Origin of the sequence: Streptococcus sp. Marseille-Q5855, assembly GCF_946901985.1 — a bacterium.
Taxonomy (GTDB): Bacteria; Bacillota; Bacilli; order Lactobacillales; family Streptococcaceae; genus Streptococcus.
The window spans coordinates 410035-427751 of record NZ_CAMPPR010000006.1 but is presented as its reverse complement, the minus strand read 5'-3'; the positions used below and the strand labels follow the sequence as shown (position 1 = coordinate 427751).

The window sequence follows — 17717 nt, the reverse complement described above, 5'->3', positions numbered from 1 at the left end:
ATGATCGAGAGAATGGAATTGGGAGAATTTTACAAGGAGTTGCGCTTGGCTAGAAAGCTCAAGCAGTCAGATGTGGCTTGTGCTGGACTAACAGCTTCTCAGCTGTCCAAGTTTGAACTAGGGCAGTCTATGCTATCTGCGGATAAGTTGATTCTAGCCATCCAAGGGATCAATATGAATTTTGATGAGTTTGGGCACAAACTCAACAACTATCAAGAATCTCCACATATGCAGATTGGTAGGAGGGTTGTGGATCGCTTTGCCCACCAAGATATAGCTGGCTTAGAGCAACTGTTGGAGGAAGTCGAGCAAGGACAGATGGCAGAGACCTATCGTTGTTTGAATGCCATTGTGATTAAAAATGCTATTCATTCCTTAAATAAGAGCTATCTGCTAACAGAGGAGGATAGGGAGTTTTTGACTACTTATCTCTATGCTATTGAGTCTTGGACCTGGTTTGAACTCTATCTTTTTTGCAATACCATGCCCTTCCTAAGCAATCAAGATCTGATTTTTTTATCAACCTCTTTGCTTGAAAAATCCAAAGAATTTAAAGAGTTAGTACACAATCGATTGTATATGAAGCAAGGACTATTAAATATCTTATCAGAGCTCATGGAGCGCAAGCTTTTCTCCTATATCCCAATCTTTGAAGCAGAGCTGGAGAGTATGCTCCGTCCATACGATGTTTTTGAGAAATTATCGTGGCAATTTTTAAAGAAAATGAGTATATTTCTTCAAACCAAAGGAAGTAATCAAAAAGAGATTGAACACTTTATCCAATCTCTGCAAGTATTAGAAAATTCACAATTAACAGCCCTCTTCGAATTGCGTTTTCAGCAATACAAAGAACTTATCGATTGATTAGAAACGGGAAGACGATAACCCACTCCGAAATAAGCAGGAGTATCAGTTGGATTTTTCTTTTTTTCATCATTATATCCCTCCTTGTTAGTAGTAACTTTATTATACCAGAGAAATAATCAAATCCACCAAAATCGCAAATCTGAAATTTCTATAAGAAAAAATATCAAATATGCGATTTTTTAAAATAAGCCAATTTTCGTGTTATACTGTCCTTGTAAAGCACTTGAAGCAAATCCTAGGTTGCAGAAGTGGTTTACAAGAAGAAAACGATTGAAGGAGTATAAAAGATGTTAAATTTACAATTTGCAGAAACGATGGAATTGACAGAAGCTGAGTTGCAGACAGTTTATGGAGGACAGGAACACCCTCCATTGGCTTATATTGGGGGAGGTTATGGAGGAGGTGCTCTATGGCAAAACTACTTTAACTTTGCTCCTCCAGCTCCTGCGACTAGACGTCGTTATTGATATTCAAAGCCCTTGCCTTTTTCTTGGGTAGGGGCTGTCTTTATTTCATAGTATAGGAGAAAATAGAATGAAAAAGATAACCTTACATTATTACTTTTTTATAGCATTCCTACTCGTCATTGCTTATCAGTACCTTAGTGGTCTGGTTTTATCTAGCGACTTTGCTATTGGTCTATCTGACTTTGGCTATTATCTGTCGGATATGATGTTGCATTTTCTTGTGGTTTTATTTGCTCTTATTGCTATGATTTGGTCGGGGAAATGGCAGAAAATCAACAGTAGAAAGTTTAAAAGATCCTATCTTTTCTATTCCTTCCTAGCTCTGCTTGCTTTTGTTGCTTGGAATTTTGTCACCTTTTTTCTTTTCCCACCTACTCGAAATGAAATTTCTTATCAACATGCTGCTCCTACTTTTACAGGAGCTACGTCATTTTTGATGTATTTTTTTTATCCTGTGATTGCAGGTCCCATTTTTGAAGACATGATTTATCGTGGATTAGTGATGACAGCTCTGGAGAAAGGGAAGAAATGGGGACTGGATGTACTCGGATCAGCTATATTATTTGGAATCTTGCACATTAGTAGTCATGGTTGGGTCTTGACAGACTTTTGCGTCTATATGGGAGGCGGTCTTATATTTGCAGTCTTATTTAGAGTGACAAAGTCCATTTATTGGCCTATTGGACTGCATATAGTCTACAATGGTATTGGTCAGATTCTTATGTTATTGCACTAGGACTTAAAAAGATGAAAATTTTAGAGTATTTGATTTGGGTAAAAAGTTTTAAATTACTATGAAGAAACTTTTATTTGAAGCCGAGTTGGAGAGCATGTTGCGTCCGTACGATGTTTTTGAGAAAGTATCGTGGCAATTTTTAAAGAAAATGAGTGTCTTTCTTCAAACTAAAGGAAGCAATCAAAAAGAGATTGAACACTTTATCCAATCTCTGCAAGTATTAGAAAATCCACAATTAACAGCTCTATTCGAATTGCGTTTTCAGCAATACAAAGAACTTATCGATTAGTCAACAATCGCAAATGTGATATTTTTGTGAGAAAAAATGTCAAATATGCGATTTTCTAAAATAAGCCAATTTCCGTGTTATACTATCCTTGTAAAGTACTTGAAGCAAATCCTAAGTCGCAGAAGTGGTTTATAGATGGGAATTCGGACAGTATATGTTTAATTCTGAGCATATTGTAAATAGTTGGACTAAAAGTGAAACTTGGCGTCCTAGATAAAATGAGGTAAACGATGGAAAAGCAGAGTCAGTTACAAATTTTAATTCATTCCCTGTACAATAATAAAGAAATCAGCTTGACGGAAGAATTTAGGAAGCAATTGCTAGAAACAGCGAAACAGTTTTCTAGTAGTAGTGAAGATTTGCTAGCTGTACATCTCTCATTTGCCGTCTCTAAAGAATTATTGAACTTTAAAGGTGAACCGCCGACAGAGTTGTTGGATTTAGCAAAATTTGTCCAAAAGAAAGAAGCCAAATACAAGCAGGGAATAGTGTGGTCTGGTATTTTTAAGATATGATTTATTATAAAATACGGTATTAACGGTTATATAATGAATGAATCTAACATGAAAAATATATAAGCGAGACTTGGAACTCAATACTAAACCAAGTCTTATTTTTGATACACTGGAATAAAAATTCTAACTGGAATTTAAAAAGGAGTTGTGATGAAAGTATTTCTTCAAAATAGAGATTTTAGGCAATTAACCATCAACCAGTGGATTTCAACACTTGGGGATACGATTTTTTATCTGGCTTTTTTGAATTATGTGGCAGATGCCTCTTTTGCACCTTTGGCGATTTTACTCATCACGATTTCAGAAACCCTGCCCCAAGTTCTACAAATCTTTCTGGGAGTTTTGGCGGATTTTCAACATCATCGTGTCTTGAAATACACAGTCATTAGTTTTGCAAAATTTTTGCTTTACTCTATAGTGTCCTTGTCCCTTTCAGGGCAGTCCTTTTCCTTGTTATTAGTAGCCTTTATTTGTCTGATTAACCTCTTGTCTGACACATTGAGTTATTTTTCAGGCGCCATGCTCACTCCGATTTTTATTAGAATTATTGGGCAAGACCATCTGGCAGAAGCTATTGGGTTTAAACAATCAACTGTTAGTTTAGTGAAAACAATCAGTAATATCCTAGGAGGAGTCTTACTAGGTATTCTATCCATCCAGTTTATTTCCTTACTGAACGCTCTTACCTTTTTAATCGCATTTTTAGGTATCCTCTTCATAAAAACTGACCTCTTGAAAGTAGAAAAAACGATTAGCTATCAAGAAGGACTCTCTGTAAAATCCTTTTGCCAGCATTTGCTCCAATCATCGAAATTGATATGGAATATGAATAAGGTGCTCTTGGTTTTGTTTATTATTTCTATTAGTCAAGCAGTGATAAATGTTACAGTTCCTGTTTCTACTCTATTTTTGAGGAATCAACCCTTTTTGAATTTACAAACAGGTCAATCTCTTGCCTTGCTATCCACTTTTGAACTGTCAGCCCTGATTGTCGGAAGCCTTGTAAGTGGCTATCTGAAAAATACGATTTCTATAAAAACAGCTCTCTATGCCTCACTTGTTATCCAGTTGCTTCTTCTAGTAGGATTTGCCACAGTTCGTTTTGACTGGATTCTCATCTTTAGTGCCTTGGATGCCTTTTTCGCAGGTGTTCTCTCTCCTAGATTGCAAGAACTCGTCTTTAAACAAATACCTGAGGAGTCAATGGGAGCAGTTCAATCTTCTATCGGTGCCATTACGGTTGTTTTACCTAGCTTATTTACAATAGCTTTGGTAACCATTGCTACTAGCTTTGGAACTCTGGCAGTTAGCTTTGTTTTATTGCTATTTCTTCTAGTTGCCTTTGTCATGCTCTTGAATATTCGTGAAAGTATTTAGCGGAGAATTTGTCTAATATATGTTTGAGACTGGATTGCCAGTCTTTTTATGATAGCTACAATCAGCAGACTTTTTTCTCTTTCCTGAATGTGTTATAATAGTCCATGCTGTGGCTGGAGCCTTTTCAGCCCACTTATTAAGACAATATGAGGAGAAAGATGAAAGAAAAAGGATTTTGGGAAGGGGCGCAGGCGGCTATGCCAACGGCCCTTGGTTATGTCAGTATCGGCCTGGCCTGTGGGATTATCGGTGCGCCCTATGTGACACCTGTAGAGATGGGCTTGATGAGCCTCTTTGTTTATGCTGGGAGCGCCCAGTTTGCCATGTTGGCACTGATTGCGGTTCAAGCTCCTGTGGCAGCTATTGCTATGACGGTTTTTTTGATCAATTTGCGTCTCTTTTTGTTGAGTTTGCATGCGTCGACCTATTTTCGTCATACTAGTCTCTGGCACAATATCGGTATGTCTAGTATCTTGACAGATGAGACCTATGGCGTCTTGATGGGCGAGTTGGCCCATGCAGACAAGGTCAATCCTATGTGGATGCACGGGAACAATCTCAACAGTTATGTGGCTTGGTTTGTGGGAACAGTGGTCGGAACGGCTCTGGGTGGCCTGCTGCCAAATCCAGAAATCTTTGGTTTAGATTTTGCCCTGGTTGGGATGTTTATCGGCATTTTTGCTTCGCAATTCCAGATTATGCAAAGACGGATTCCTGTCCGCAATCTGCTCATTATCTTAGCAGTTGTTGCGGTGTCCTTCTTTTTGCTCTTGACAGTGGTGTCTCAGTCACTAGCTGTTCTGTTTGCGACCTTGCTAGGTTGTACAATGGGGGTGGTTTTAGATGGTCAGTAAGTATCTTTTATTAGCAGTTATTTTCTCTGGTCTTGTGACCTGGATTCCCCGTATGATTCCCTTCATCGTGGTCAAGTATAAGGGCTTGCCTGCGATCGTTGAGCGTTTTTTGAAGTTCTTGCCCGTCTCTATTATCTTTGCCTTGATTCTTTCAAGCGTAGTGACAGGTAAGGTTGGGAGCCTTCCTCAAATTAAATGGCTGGACTTCTTAGCAGTCTTTCCAACAGCTTGGGTAGCCTTTCGCTACCGCAATCTAGTCGGAACAGTTCTCTTTGGAGTGGTCTTAATTGCAGTTTTACGTTTGGTCTTTTAATACTCTTCGAAAATCTCTTCAAACCACGTCAGCTTTGCCTTTCCGTAGGTATATGTAACTGACTTCGTCAGTCTTATCTCCAACCTCAAAACAGTGTTTTGAGCAACCTGCGGCTAGCTTTCTAGTTTGCTCTTTGATTTTCATTGAGTATAAATCAGCCATAAAGAAAACCTATCACAGAGATAGATATCATATAATGGCGTAAATGCTCTTTTTCTGTTAAGATTATAAGGTATTCTATTTAGGAGGAAATGACATGAAAAAAATCGTTAAATACTCATCTCTTGCTGCCCTAGGGCTTATTGCTGCAGGTGTGTTAGCAGCTTGCTCAGGTGGTGCTAAGAAAGAAGGAGAAGCAGCTAGCAAGAAAGAAATCATCGTTGCAACCAATGGATCACCAAAGCCATTTATCTATGAAGAAAATGGCGAATTGACTGGTTACGAGATTGAAGTCGTTCGCGCTATCTTTAAAGACTCTGACAAGTATGATGTCAAGTTTGAAAAGACAGAATGGTCAGGTGTCTTTGCTGGTCTTGACGCTGACCGTTACAATATGGCTGTCAACAATCTTAGCTACACTAAAGAACGTGCGGAGAAATACCTCTATGCCGCACCAATTGCCCAAAACCCTAATGTCCTTGTAGTGAAGAAAGATGACTCTAGTATCAAGTCTCTCGCTGATATTGGTGGAAAATCGACGGAAGTCGTTCAAGCCACTACATCAGCTAAGCAGTTAGAAGCATACAACGCTGAACACCCGGACAACCCAACTATCCTTAACTATACTAAGGCAGACTTCCAACAAATCATGGTACGTTTGAGCGATGGCCAATTTGACTATAAAATTTTTGATAAAATCGGTGTTGAAACAGTCATCAAGAACCAAGGTTTGGACAACTTGAAAGTCATTGAACTTCCAAGCGACCAACAACCGTACGTTTACCCACTTCTTGCTCAAGGTCAAGATGAGTTGAAATCATTTGTAGACAAACGCATCAAAGAACTCTATAAAGACGGAACGCTTGAAAAATTGTCTAAACAATTCTTCGGAGACACTTACCTACCGGCAGAAGCTGATATTAAATAATTTCTTGAAGTCATCCATTCTGAGTAAGATGGGTGATTTCTCAGTTTTTAGATATATAGTTTTAAACTATATATCTGACTATCTAATAACAATTTGTGCAATTGAACAAAGTATGAGATACTAGTACGGTATTATTTTTAAGGAGAAAGAATCATGAAAATTAAAAAATGGCTTGGTGTAGCAGCCCTTGCTACAGTCGCAGGTTTGGCTCTCGCAGCTTGCGGAAACTCAGAAAAGAAAGCAGACAATGCAACAACTATCAAAATTGCAACTGTCAACCGTAGCGGTTCTGAAGAAGCTCGTTGGGATAAAGTTCAAGAATTGGTTAAAAAAGACGGAATCACTTTGGAATTTACAGAGTTCACAGACTACTCACAACCAAACAAGGCAACTGCTGATGGCGAAGTAGACTTGAACGCTTTCCAACACTACAACTTCTTGAACAACTGGAACAAAGAAAACGGAAAAGACCTTGTAGCGATTGCTGATACTTACATCTCTCCAATCCGCCTTTACTCAGGTTTGAATGGAAGTGACAACAAGTACACTAAAGTAGAAGACATCCCAGCAAACGGAGAAATCGCTGTACCGAACGATGCTACAAACGAAAGCCGTGCGCTTTACTTGCTTCAATCAGCTGGCTTGATTAAATTGGACGTTTCAGGAACTGCTCTTGCAACAGTTGCTAACATCAAAGAAAATCCAAAGAACTTGAAAATCACTGAATTGGACGCTAGCCAAACAGCTCGTTCATTGTCATCAGTTGACGCTGCCGTTGTAAACAATACCTTCGTTACAGAAGCAAAATTGGACTACAAGAAAGCACTTTTCAAAGAACAAGCTGATGAAAACTCAAAACAATGGTACAACATCATCGTTGCGAAAAAAGATTGGGAAACATCACCAAAAGCTGACGCTATCAAGAAAGTGATCGCAGCTTACCATACAGATGAAGTGAAAAAAGTTATCGAAGAAACATCAGACGGTTTGGATCAACCAGTTTGGTAATAAGAAACAGGGAGGTGGGAGAGAGAATTCCACCTCTTGCTTTTGTATAGAGCATGGATTGTCAGGAAGAGTAGTTCATAGAAAGGTAGAGAGAATATGGTTTTTCCTAGCGAACAAGAACAGATTGAAAAATTTGAAAAGGATCATGTAGCACAGCATTATTTTGAGGTTTTGCGTACCTTGATTTCTAAGAAATCAGTCTTTGCCCAGCAGGTGGGACTCAAGGAAGTCGCAACCTATCTGGGTGAGATTTTTAAGCGTGTTGGGGCTGAAGTGGAGATTGATGAGACTTACACGGCGCCCTTTGTCATGGCGCATTTCAAGAGTTCGCGCCCAGATGCTAAGACCTTGATTTTCTATAACCACTATGACACTGTGCCAGCGGACGGAGATCAGGTCTGGACAGAGGATCCCTTTACGCTTTCGGTGCGCGATGGCTTCATGTATGGGCGTGGGGTTGACGATGATAAGGGTCATATCACAGCTCGTTTGAGTGCTTTGAGAAAATACATGCAGCACCACGATGACCTGCCTGTCAATATCAGCTTTATCATGGAGGGTGCGGAGGAATCCGCTTCGACAGACCTAGATAAGTATCTGGAAAAGCATGCGGATAAACTCCGTGGGGCGGATTTGTTGGTCTGGGAACAAGGAACCAAAAATGCCTTGGAACAGCTGGAAATTTCTGGTGGAAATAAGGGGATTGTGACCTTTGATGCCAAGGTAAAAAGCGCTGATGTTGACATCCATTCCAGTTATGGTGGGGTTGTAGAATCAGCTCCATGGTATCTTCTTCAAGCCCTACAGTCTCTTCGTGCTGCAGATGGCCGTATCTTGGTTGAAGGCTTGTACGAAGAGGTACAAGAGCCAAATGAACGTGAATTAGCCTTGGTGGATAGCTATGCCCAACGAAATCCAGGGGAAATCAGCCAGATTTATGGTTTGGAATTGCCTCTCTTACAAGAGGACCGCGCAGCCTTTCTAAAACGTTTCTTTTTCGAGCCAGCCCTTAATATCGAAGGGATTCAGTCGGGTTATCAAGGGCAAGGGGTTAAGACTATTTTGCCTGCAGAAGCCAGTGCCAAGCTAGAGGTTCGTCTGGTTCCTGGTCTAGAACCGCATGATGTTCTGGAAAAAATTCGGAAACAGCTAGACAAAAATGGCTTTGATAAGGTAGAATTATACTATACCTTGGGAGAGATGAGCTATCGCAGCGATATGAGCGCGCCAGCCATTCTCAATGTAATCGAGTTGGCCAAGAAATTCTATCCACAGGGCGTTTCAGTCTTGCCGACGACAGCTGGGACAGGGCCTATGCATACGGTCTTTGATGCCCTAGAGGTGCCAATGGTGGCCTTCGGTCTAGGAAATGCCAATAGTCGAGACCACGGTGGGGATGAAAATGTGCGAATCGCCGATTATTACACCCATATTGAATTAGTAGAGGAGCTGATTAGAAGCTATGAGTAGAGATATTATCAAGTTAGATCAGATCGATGTGACTTTTCATCAAAAGAAGAGAACCATCACAGCGGTCAAGGATGTGACCATTCATATCCAAGAAGGGGATATCTACGGAATCGTTGGATATTCTGGAGCAGGGAAATCAACCCTTGTACGGGTGATTAACCTCTTGCAAAAGCCATCTGCAGGCAAAATTACCATTGACGACGATGTGATTTTTGATGGCAAGGTGACCTTGACGGCAGAGCAGTTACGTCGTAAACGTCAAGATATTGGAATGATCTTCCAGCATTTTAACCTGATGAGCCAAAAGACAGCAGAGGAGAATGTAGCCTTTGCCCTTAAACATTCTGGACTCAGCAAGGAAGAAAAGAAGGCTAAAGTAGCTAAGTTGTTGGACTTGGTTGGTTTGGCAGATCGTGCTGAAAACTACCCTTCACAACTATCTGGAGGTCAAAAACAGCGTGTGGCCATTGCGCGTGCCTTGGCAAATGATCCAAAAATCTTGATTTCAGATGAGTCAACGTCTGCCCTTGATCCGAAGACAACCAAGCAGATTTTGGCCTTGTTACAAGATTTGAACCAAAAATTAGGCTTGACTGTTGTCTTGATTACGCATGAAATGCAGATTGTCAAAGATATTGCCAACCGTGTGGCGGTTATGCAGGACGGGCATTTGATTGAAGAGGGTAGTGTGCTTGAAATCTTCTCAGACCCTAAACAACCTTTGACTCAAGACTTTATCTCAACAGCCACAGGTATTGACGAAGCCATGGTCAAAATCGAGAAGCAAGAAATCGTGGAACACTTGTCTGAAAACAGCATTTTGGTGCAGCTCAAGTACGCAGGGGCTTCAACAGACGAGCCACTTTTGAATGAATTGTACAAGCATTATCAAGTGACGGCTAATATCCTCTATGGGAATATCGAAATCCTCGACGGCACTCCTGTTGGAGAATTAGTTGTGGTCTTGTCAGGTGAAAAAGCAGCGTTGGCAGGCGCCCAAGAAGCCATTCGTCAAGCAGGCGTACAACTAAAAGTATTGAAGGGAGGACAGTAAGATGGAATCATTGATTCAAACCTATTTACCAAATGTCTACAAGATGGGCTGGGCTGGTCAAGCAGGCTGGGGAACAGCCATCTACCTAACTCTCTATATGACAGTTCTTTCCTTTATCATTGGAGGGTTCTTGGGGCTGGTGGCAGGTCTTTTCCTTGTCTTGACAGCGCCAGGTGGTGTTTTGGAAAATAAAGTTGTTTTTTGGATTTTGGATAAGATTACATCTATTTTCCGTGCGGTACCATTTATCATTCTCTTGGCAGTCTTGTCACCCTTCTCTCATCTAATCGTAGGAACAAGCATTGGTCCAAATGCGGCTATCGTACCGCTATCTTTTGCAGTCTTTGCCTTCTTTGCCCGTCAAGTGCAGGTTGTCTTGGCTGAGCTAGATGGTGGTGTCATTGAGGCGGCTCAAGCGAGCGGAGCGACCTTCTGGGACATCGTGGGAGTTTACCTATCCGAAGGTCTTCCAGATTTGATCCGTGTAACGACTGTGACCTTGATTTCCCTTGTTGGGGAAACAGCTATGGCTGGCGCGGTTGGAGCTGGCGGTATTGGTAACGTAGCCATCGCTTATGGATTTAACCGCTACAATCACGATGTGACCATCTTGGCAACCATCATTATCATTTTGATTATCTTTGCAATCCAATTCTTGGGAGATTTCTTGACTAAGAAATTGAGCCATAAATAAAAAAGAGCCGCCTGGCTCTTTTTTAGTAATCAGATTTTCTGTGCCAATTTTTTACTCAAGGCTTGTCCAATCAAGGCACCCAATAGGGCTCCGATGACAATACTTGCGATAAATAGAAGGACGGTTCCAGGGTTTGGTGCGACCATGATACGGTCGATATATTCTTGGGATTTTCCTCTTGCCAGAAGGGTAGCCATATAGGCTTTGGGAGCAATCCACATGAGTAGAATTGGTCCAGATGTGCTAAAAGCGAAAATAATGAAAGAAAGGAAATTCTTTGTTTGGTCCTTGTATTTTCCTAAATGAGCTATTCCATCTGCTAGGAGGCCACAGATAATTCCAGGAAGGAAGGCACCAGCACCGTGCTTAGATCCCAAGAAAAAGAGGGCCATGACAAGCCCGATAGTGGTAATGGCTCCAAAGTGCGGAACTTTTGCGACCAGAATCATATAGACGCTACCGCCGACAAGGGCAGTAAAAGCAGGCGCATAAAACATGTTTCCAGTTTGGTCAAAGAGATTGCCCAAAAGGACACCAATCCCCATGCAGAGGAAGTAAAGAACTGCAAAAAGAAGTGTAGTTAAGATAGATTTTTTCATGAATTGTCTCCTGATAATTTTTTCACAATTCTCATTTTACCATGGTTTGATGGGATTGTAAATGGATAGTAGAAGTTTTTGAAAACGCTTGAAATATGATATAATGGTTTCATAGTTATTTTTAGGAGGGTATCATGGGGAGATTTTTAGACTTTGTCTTTAATCGTTTCTTTTTAGGGATGATTGCGACAGCCTTCTTTTGGCTATTAACTTTAGCAGGAGGGATTATCCTTGGTCTAGCGCCGGCTAGTGCCACCTTAATGAGCTTGTATGCAGAACATGGTTATAGCTTTCGGGAATACAGTTTGAAGGAGGCCTGGTCTCTTTATAAGCAAAATTTTGTCTCAAGCAACCTGATTTTCTATAGCTTTCTAGGAGTGGATCTAGTTTTGGTTTATGGCCTGTATCTCTTGGTACAATTGCCTCATCAGACCATTGTTCATTTGATTGCGACCTTTTTAAATGTTCTAGTAGTTGCCCTGATCTTTTTGGCTTATACAGTATCTTTGAAATTACAAGTTTATTTTGATTTGTCCTATCGAAATAGCCTCAAACTATCCTTGATTGGCATCTTTATGAGCCTAGCAGCTGTGGTCAAGGTTCTCCTTGGGACCGTGCTACTTGTAGCAATTGGTTACTATATGCCTGCTCTGCTTTTCTTTGTAGGAATTGGGATGTGGCATTTCTTTATCAATGATATGTTGGAACCGGTCTATGAAAGTATCCATGAAAAATTGGCGACAAAGTAGGATGAAGCAGTTTTGGCTACATACGCTTCTGCGAACCTACAGTTCAGTGATGATCATTATTATTGCGAGTTTTGCAATCTTACTCTCTTACGCTGACTGGGATTCACGGGAAAAGGAAGCCCAGAGAGTAGCCCAGCGTGTAACTGCTAGAACAGTGAGTGAAATTGAATATTACCATAGAGAATCAACCCAGATAGCTCAGACTTTAGTTGAAAATCAAGCTCGTATTGAGGGAATCTATAAATACTTTAGCCTTAGCATGCCAGACTATTTTTACTGGCAATTAGAGCGGAAAGCTTCGCCTTATGTATCAGTCTCTCTGCATGAAAATGTTGATGACCTCTATGTTCGAAATGATTTTGTAACTGGAGTGGCCATTGCTTTTCAAGATTACAAGGAAGTCTATGTTTCTACTAAAGACAAACGTAGTGGAGAAAAAATCAGGGCTGAGGATTTCAAACCAGCAGGAAATAGTTTTGCCATTCCGGTGTCAGATCCAGTGTCAGATCAAGACTTAGGAGTGATTTACATCTCCTTGGATCCTGCTGTTTTATACCATGCCATTGATAATACTAGAGGTCATACTCCGATGGCAGTAACAGTGACCTCACCTTTTGATACGGAGATTTTTCATATTGGTGAAACAGTTGATAAGGAGAGTGAAAATTGGCTAGTTGACTTAACCTCTCATGGATATCAGGTTCAGGTGGCAGTTCCCAAAAACTTTGTTTTACAAGGAACAGTGACTAGCTCTGCTTTGATTGTGGGCTTGAGCCTTCTCTTTATTATCATTCTTTATCTGACTTTGAGGCAGACTTTTGCTAATTACCAAAAGCAGGTAGTGGATTTAGTAGAATCCATTCAAGTCATTGCTCAAGGCGAAGAGGGGCGTCGGATTGACATTTCCGAAAAAGATCAGGAATTACTCCTAATCGCGGAGACGACCAATGATATGTTGGATCGCTTGGAAAAGAATATCCATGATATTTATCAGTTAGAACTTAGTCAAAAAGATGCCAATATGCGGGCCTTGCAGGCGCAAATCAATCCTCATTTTATGTATAATACGCTGGAGTTCTTGCGCATGTATGCAGTTATGCAGAGTCAAGATGAGTTGGCAGATATCATTTATGAATTCAGTAGTCTCTTGCGTAACAATATTTCCGACGAAAGAGAGACCCTCCTCAAACAGGAATTAGAATTTTGCCGTAAATATAGCTACCTCTGCATGGTTCGCTATCCCAAGTCCATTGCCTATGGTTTCAAGATAGATCCAGAGTTAGAGAATATGAAAATTCCTAAGTTTACCTTGCAACCGCTGGTAGAAAATTATTTCGCGCATGGTGTTGACCATAGACGGACAGATAATGTGATTAGCATCAAGGCTCTTAAACAGGATGGTTTTGTGGAAATTTTAGTGGTAGATAATGGTCGTGGGATGTCTGCTGAAAAGCTGGCAAATATTCGAGAAAAATTAAGTCAGAGACATTTTGAACACCAAGACAGCTACAGTGATCAAAGGCAGTCTATCGGGATTGTCAATGTCCATGAGCGTTTTGTGCTCTATTTTGGGGAACGATATGCTATTAGTGTAGAGTCTGCAGAGCAAGCAGGTGTTCAGTATCGTATTACAATTCAAGATGAGTAGAAAGGGAGAAAATGTATAAAGTATTATTAGTAGATGATGAGTACATGGTGACAGAAGGTCTGAAACGTTTGATTCCCTTTGATAATTGGGATATGGAGGTCGTCGCAACAGCCAGTCATGCCGATGAAGCCCTAGAATATGTTCAGGAAAATCCCATCGATGTCATCATTTCAGATGTCAATATGCCCGACAAAACAGGGCTTGATATGATTCGGGAGATGAAAGAAATCTTACCAGATGCTGCCTATATCTTGCTCTCAGGTTATCAGGAGTTTGATTATGTAAAAAGAGCCATGAACCTTAGTGTAGTGGACTATTTGGTCAAGCCTGTTGATAAGGTAGAGTTAGGAAATCTGCTGGGGAAGATTGCAGGTCAGCTTGGAGAGAGAAGAAAGAAAAGTCAGACCCTCAGTCAAGATTTAGATGAGGCTGGATTTGTCAGTTATTTAGGAGGTAAGGAGAATTGGTGGATAGGTCTATCCAAGGAAAAGCAAGGTTCCTTCACCATTCCCTACTATGTATTGGGTCAAGACTGGCAGATTTTCATTTCTGACCAACCCCTAGATGGTTTAGTCGTTACTCCCTTTGAAGCTCCCTATCAAGAACACTTTGAAGGCTGGAAGCTGAATGCTGAGAAAGCCCTCTTTTACGGCTCTGTAAATCTACAACAGTCTCAGAGTCTCTTTGCCTATTACGAACCGATTTATAGGGTTATCATTCAGGGGAATCTCAATCAAATCGTGGAAGAGTTAAACCTCTTGGAGAAAGTGGTTCTTGAAAATACACCGCGTGTTCCGATTACCAAACAGCTTTTTATCCAGTTTGTCATGGATGTCTTTCACTTGTTTGAACATCTCAAAGCTGATGATATGACGGACATTGTCAAAACCATTCATGCTATTCAAGCCTTCGATGAATTGGTTTCTTATATCAAGGAAACTCTGACCAGCTTTTTCGGTCAATACCGTATGAATGAAAATGTGGTCAGTGTGCTGGAAGTCATTGGTCGTGATTACCAAAAAGAGCTTTCCCTCAAGGATATCAGTAAGGCTCTCTTTATCAATCCTGTCTATCTAGGGCAGTTGATTAAGCGAGAAACCGATTCGACCTTTGCAGAGTTACTAAACAAACAACGTATTAAGGCTGCCCAGCAGCTCTTGCTTTCAACCAGTGACAGTATCGAAGATATTTGTTATGCTGTTGGTTACAGTAACCTTGGATATTTCTATAAAGTGTTCCGAAAATTGTGCGGAAAATCGCCAAAAGCTTACCGAAAACAGGTAGAAACGATACTATAAGATTTGTATTCCTTTGCAAAAAGTGCTATAATATGAATAATATTATCAGGAGGTTCTATTATGAAAAAGAAACCAATTTATCTATGGGTCTTGCTAATCTTGTCTGCCCTTATTTCAGCTATGTCTCTGTTTGGAATGTTGAGTCCCTTACCTAGCAAAGAAGCTCTTCGTGCCGCTCAGAAACAAGTTGCAGGGGTCAGTGCTCAGCAATTAGAAGACCAGCTTAATTACAACTATGGAGTAGCAGAAGCGTATCATTCTATTTTTAATATGGCCTTGATTGTGCTATCTGCTATTTTAGTGGTCGTAGCGATTGTCTTCCTTATTCGTAAGAATTTGCAATATGCAAACTATACTTACGTTGGCTATGTTTTGTTAGCTATTATCGGTTCGATTTATGGCTATGTTGGTTTACAGGACGCTGTGCAGTTGGTTCAAGATGAGAGCATGCGTTTGACAATGAGTATTGGTTCAAAAGCTGTCAGCATTTTCTATATCGTCATCAATGTTCTCTTCCTAGCCCTTGTCTTCTATAAGATGTGGCGTCAGCAGAAAGCCTTGGCAGAAGAAGAGGAAGCAGAAAATCTTGCCTAAGTATTGACAAAAAAGAACTATCAAGATACAATCTTGGTAGTTCTTTTTCGATTAAAAATAAAATCATGGAGGTACATATGAAGACAATTTCTTTAGTTTATATTAGTTTGAGTGGCAACACTGAAAGTTTTGTGACGCGCTTGAAAGACTATCTCTTGTCCCAGTACAAAGGGATTGAGGTTCAAAAGATTCATATCAAGGATTTGGTCAAGGAAGGTCGCGATTTCTATGAAATGGACCATCCCTATGTCGCTTTTTTGCCGACCTATCTCGAAGGTGGGAATGGCGTTGATAACGGAGATGTCGAGATCTTGACGACACCCGTTGGGGATTTTATCGCCTATGGTGACAATGCTAGTAAGTGTTTTGGCGTGGTTGGTTCAGGAAATCGTAACTTTAATAACCAATACTGCCTGACAGCTAAGCAATACAGTCAACGTTTTGGTTTCCCTGTCTTGGCTGACTTTGAAATGCGAGGCATGCTGGAAGATATCAAACATGTCGCAGCTATTATCGCAGATTTGTATGAGTTGGAAAAGGAGAATTAAAGTCAATATAAGAGGCACTTGGGATTTTTCAACTGTTTTTTTGAGTATAAACAGTCTTTGAGAACGCAAAAAAGCATAAGTTCAGGTCTTTAAAACCTTGTTCTTATGCTTTTTATCATAGAAATATTTGCTGAATGGTCTCTTGAAATGAAACCTTATACTCAATGAAAATCAAAGAGCAAACTAGGAAACTAGCCGCAGGCTGTACTTGAGTACGGCAAGGCGACGTTGACGTGGTTTGAATTTGATTTGCGAAGAGTATTATCTTCATCTCGCGCTTGTCCCTTACCCTGCTTTTCCGATTGCGAGTGCGTAGATAAAGAAGATGGCGAAGCCAAAGAGGAAAATCAATCCTGCAATGGCAAGGTGTTTGAGCCAAGAAGGAAGATTTTTGTTTTCACGCGTTACCAAGGCGTAGTTTAAAAGAGCGAAGAATGGTGTTGTCAGGAAAGAACCAATCATAGCAAAGCGGAGCATGGTTGAAACCTGACCAGCGAAGAACTTGATAATGACGATACCGATGATAGCAGTGATGGTCATCCAGATGTTCAAAGATTTACGATTGTCTTCTTTTTGACTGATTAGCAGTCGGAGAGATTCCTGATTGACGCGAGAATAGCCATCAATAACAGTGATAACTGTTCCAAAGATACAGAGGAAGGCAATAAAGGTAATCAAGTAACGGGACCATTCGCCAAGAACAGAGGCATACATGCCCACGAATTGAGAGATGTATTTGGCTGAAGCAGCTTCAACCGCCTGCCCTGTAGGATACTGAATCAGTGCTCCCAGTGCCACAAAGAAGACGGCTAGGATAGCTGTTCCAATATAACCAGTGTTAAAGTCAAACAGAGCGTCTTCTGTGTTAAAGTTGACGGTCTTTCTCTTTTCAGCTGACCAAAGTGAATTGATAGCTGAAATTTCAATAGGAGCCGGCATCCATCCTAGGAGGGAGACGATGAAGGGCAGAGCTGCCATTTGCCAAGGTGTCTTCTCGACAAAATCAGAACTGTATTCGGGATGCTTGACCGCCGCAATGATAACTGCAAGAACAGTCGCAATGGTCAAAGCAGACATAATCCATTTGACCATGCCGTCTAAAAGTTTGTAGCCTCCAAAGAGTAGCATAGCCCAAATGATTGCAACGAGAATGAGGGACCACTGAGTAATGCTAAGTCCAATCATTGGGAAGGCACTGGCGATGATAGCTGAGCACAGAATGGCAACACCAGCCGTGTTGACCATAGCCGAAAAGACATTTAGGATAAAGAAAATCCAGAGATAGAGTTTTCCTTTTTCGGCATAACCTTCAACCAAAGTCTTTCCAGTATCAGCTGTGTATTCAGCACCAAAACGGAAAAATGGATATTTAAAGACATTGGCTAAGATGACCAAGAGAAGTAGAGACCAACCGTAAGAACCGCCAGCTTGAGTGGAAGATACAATGTGGGAACCTCCAACAGCGGCAGTTGCCATTAGGATTCCAGGTCCCATTGCTTTTAGCTTGCTTGCCCAGGTTGATTGATTTAAGGAAATAGCTTGCGACATGA

The 17717-nt window shown here is 40.8% G+C and carries 20 protein-coding genes and 1 pseudogene; 18 read left to right on the top strand and 3 right to left on the bottom strand.

Going from position 1 to position 17717, the window contains the following annotated elements:
- The 8 genes and pseudogenes from OC529_RS08580 (at position 1) to OC529_RS08545 (ending at position 5418) form a co-directional block, all read left to right on the top strand.
- Entirely contained in the window at positions 1-864 is an 864-nt protein-coding gene (locus tag OC529_RS08580; RefSeq protein ID WP_050271615.1) for an XRE/MutR family transcriptional regulator, read from the top strand.
- Positions 865-1154: 290 nt separating this feature from the next.
- The gene (locus tag OC529_RS11790) at positions 1155-1334 is read left to right on the top strand and encodes a hypothetical protein (protein WP_316043907.1); all 180 of its coding nucleotides are present in this window, start codon (positions 1155-1157) and stop codon (positions 1332-1334) included.
- Between the two features lie 67 nt (positions 1335-1401).
- Positions 1402-2070, top strand: coding sequence for a CPBP family intramembrane glutamic endopeptidase (locus OC529_RS08570; RefSeq protein ID WP_262081946.1), 669 nt, complete (start codon positions 1402-1404; stop codon positions 2068-2070).
- A 70-nt stretch (positions 2071-2140) separates the two neighbouring features.
- Positions 2141-2359 (top strand): annotated as a pseudogene (locus tag OC529_RS08565) (MutR family transcriptional regulator); the annotation flags it as partial.
- Positions 2360-2589: 230 nt separating this feature from the next.
- Positions 2590-2874 carry a hypothetical protein gene (locus OC529_RS08560; protein ID WP_262081945.1) on the top strand — a complete coding sequence of 95 codons (285 nt, stop codon included), beginning with the start codon at positions 2590-2592 and terminating at the stop codon, positions 2872-2874.
- A 150-nt stretch (positions 2875-3024) separates the two neighbouring features.
- Positions 3025-4251 carry an MFS transporter gene (locus OC529_RS08555; RefSeq protein ID WP_262081944.1) on the top strand — a complete coding sequence of 409 codons (1227 nt, stop codon included), beginning with the start codon at positions 3025-3027 and terminating at the stop codon, positions 4249-4251.
- Between the two features lie 158 nt (positions 4252-4409).
- A complete protein-coding gene (locus OC529_RS08550) occupies positions 4410-5105 on the top strand; it encodes an AzlC family ABC transporter permease (protein WP_078135725.1) in 696 nt (231 codons plus the stop codon).
- Entirely contained in the window at positions 5095-5418 is a 324-nt protein-coding gene (locus OC529_RS08545) for an AzlD domain-containing protein (RefSeq protein ID WP_261060004.1), read from the top strand. Before OC529_RS08550 ends, OC529_RS08545 begins: the two co-directional genes overlap by 11 nt.
- A gap of 18 nt (positions 5419-5436) precedes the next feature.
- Here the strand turns inward: OC529_RS08545 and OC529_RS08540 are convergent, their stop codons facing one another.
- On the bottom strand, positions 5437-5580 hold the full coding sequence (locus OC529_RS08540; RefSeq protein ID WP_153299911.1) for a hypothetical protein: 144 nt from the start codon (positions 5578-5580) through the stop codon (positions 5437-5439).
- 94 nt (positions 5581-5674) lie between these two features.
- Between OC529_RS08540 and OC529_RS08535 the strand changes: the two genes are divergently transcribed.
- From OC529_RS08535 to OC529_RS08515, 5 genes are all read left to right on the top strand, one after another.
- On the top strand, positions 5675-6505 hold the full coding sequence (locus OC529_RS08535) for an amino acid ABC transporter substrate-binding protein (protein WP_049513066.1): 831 nt from the start codon (positions 5675-5677) through the stop codon (positions 6503-6505).
- 153 nt (positions 6506-6658) lie between these two features.
- Positions 6659-7513 (top strand): MetQ/NlpA family ABC transporter substrate-binding protein, encoded by an 855-nt coding sequence (locus tag OC529_RS08530; RefSeq protein WP_033685605.1) that lies wholly within the window; start codon positions 6659-6661, stop codon positions 7511-7513.
- 96 nt (positions 7514-7609) lie between these two features.
- Complete coding sequence (locus tag OC529_RS08525; protein ID WP_262081943.1) at positions 7610-8983, top strand: M20 family metallopeptidase; 1374 nt, start codon at positions 7610-7612, stop codon at positions 8981-8983.
- On the top strand, positions 8976-10037 hold the full coding sequence (locus OC529_RS08520) for a methionine ABC transporter ATP-binding protein (RefSeq protein ID WP_000085662.1): 1062 nt from the start codon (positions 8976-8978) through the stop codon (positions 10035-10037). Before OC529_RS08525 ends, OC529_RS08520 begins: the two co-directional genes overlap by 8 nt.
- A gap of 1 nt (position 10038) precedes the next feature.
- Complete coding sequence (locus OC529_RS08515; RefSeq protein WP_000444647.1) at positions 10039-10731, top strand: methionine ABC transporter permease; 693 nt, start codon at positions 10039-10041, stop codon at positions 10729-10731.
- A gap of 29 nt (positions 10732-10760) precedes the next feature.
- On the opposite strand, the gene OC529_RS08510 is transcribed toward OC529_RS08515, so the two are convergent.
- A complete protein-coding gene (locus OC529_RS08510) occupies positions 10761-11330 on the bottom strand; it encodes an MptD family putative ECF transporter S component (RefSeq protein WP_262081942.1) in 570 nt (189 codons plus the stop codon).
- Between the two features lie 134 nt (positions 11331-11464).
- On the opposite strand from OC529_RS08510, the gene OC529_RS08505 reads away from it, so the two are divergent.
- The 5 genes from OC529_RS08505 (at position 11465) to nrdI (ending at position 16167) form a co-directional block, all read left to right on the top strand.
- Positions 11465-12079 (top strand): YesL family protein, encoded by a 615-nt coding sequence (locus OC529_RS08505; RefSeq protein ID WP_262081941.1) that lies wholly within the window; start codon positions 11465-11467, stop codon positions 12077-12079.
- Positions 12057-13727, top strand: a complete 1671-nt coding sequence (locus tag OC529_RS08500) for a sensor histidine kinase (RefSeq protein ID WP_316043909.1) — start codon at positions 12057-12059, stop codon at positions 13725-13727. Before OC529_RS08505 ends, OC529_RS08500 begins: the two co-directional genes overlap by 23 nt.
- 11 nt (positions 13728-13738) lie before the next feature.
- A complete protein-coding gene (locus OC529_RS08495; protein ID WP_262081940.1) occupies positions 13739-15025 on the top strand; it encodes a response regulator transcription factor in 1287 nt (428 codons plus the stop codon).
- Between the two features lie 60 nt (positions 15026-15085).
- Positions 15086-15619: a hypothetical protein gene (locus OC529_RS08490; protein ID WP_000729015.1), complete on the top strand. Its 534-nt coding sequence runs from the start codon at positions 15086-15088 to the stop codon at positions 15617-15619.
- A 77-nt stretch (positions 15620-15696) separates the two neighbouring features.
- A complete protein-coding gene (gene nrdI, locus OC529_RS08485) occupies positions 15697-16167 on the top strand; it encodes a class Ib ribonucleoside-diphosphate reductase assembly flavoprotein NrdI (protein WP_000849623.1) in 471 nt (156 codons plus the stop codon).
- Positions 16168-16452: 285 nt separating this feature from the next.
- On the opposite strand, the gene OC529_RS08480 is transcribed toward nrdI, so the two are convergent.
- Positions 16453-17715 (bottom strand): NRAMP family divalent metal transporter, encoded by a 1263-nt coding sequence (locus tag OC529_RS08480; protein ID WP_000075789.1) that lies wholly within the window; start codon positions 17713-17715, stop codon positions 16453-16455.
- Positions 17716-17717: the final 2 nt, after the last annotated feature.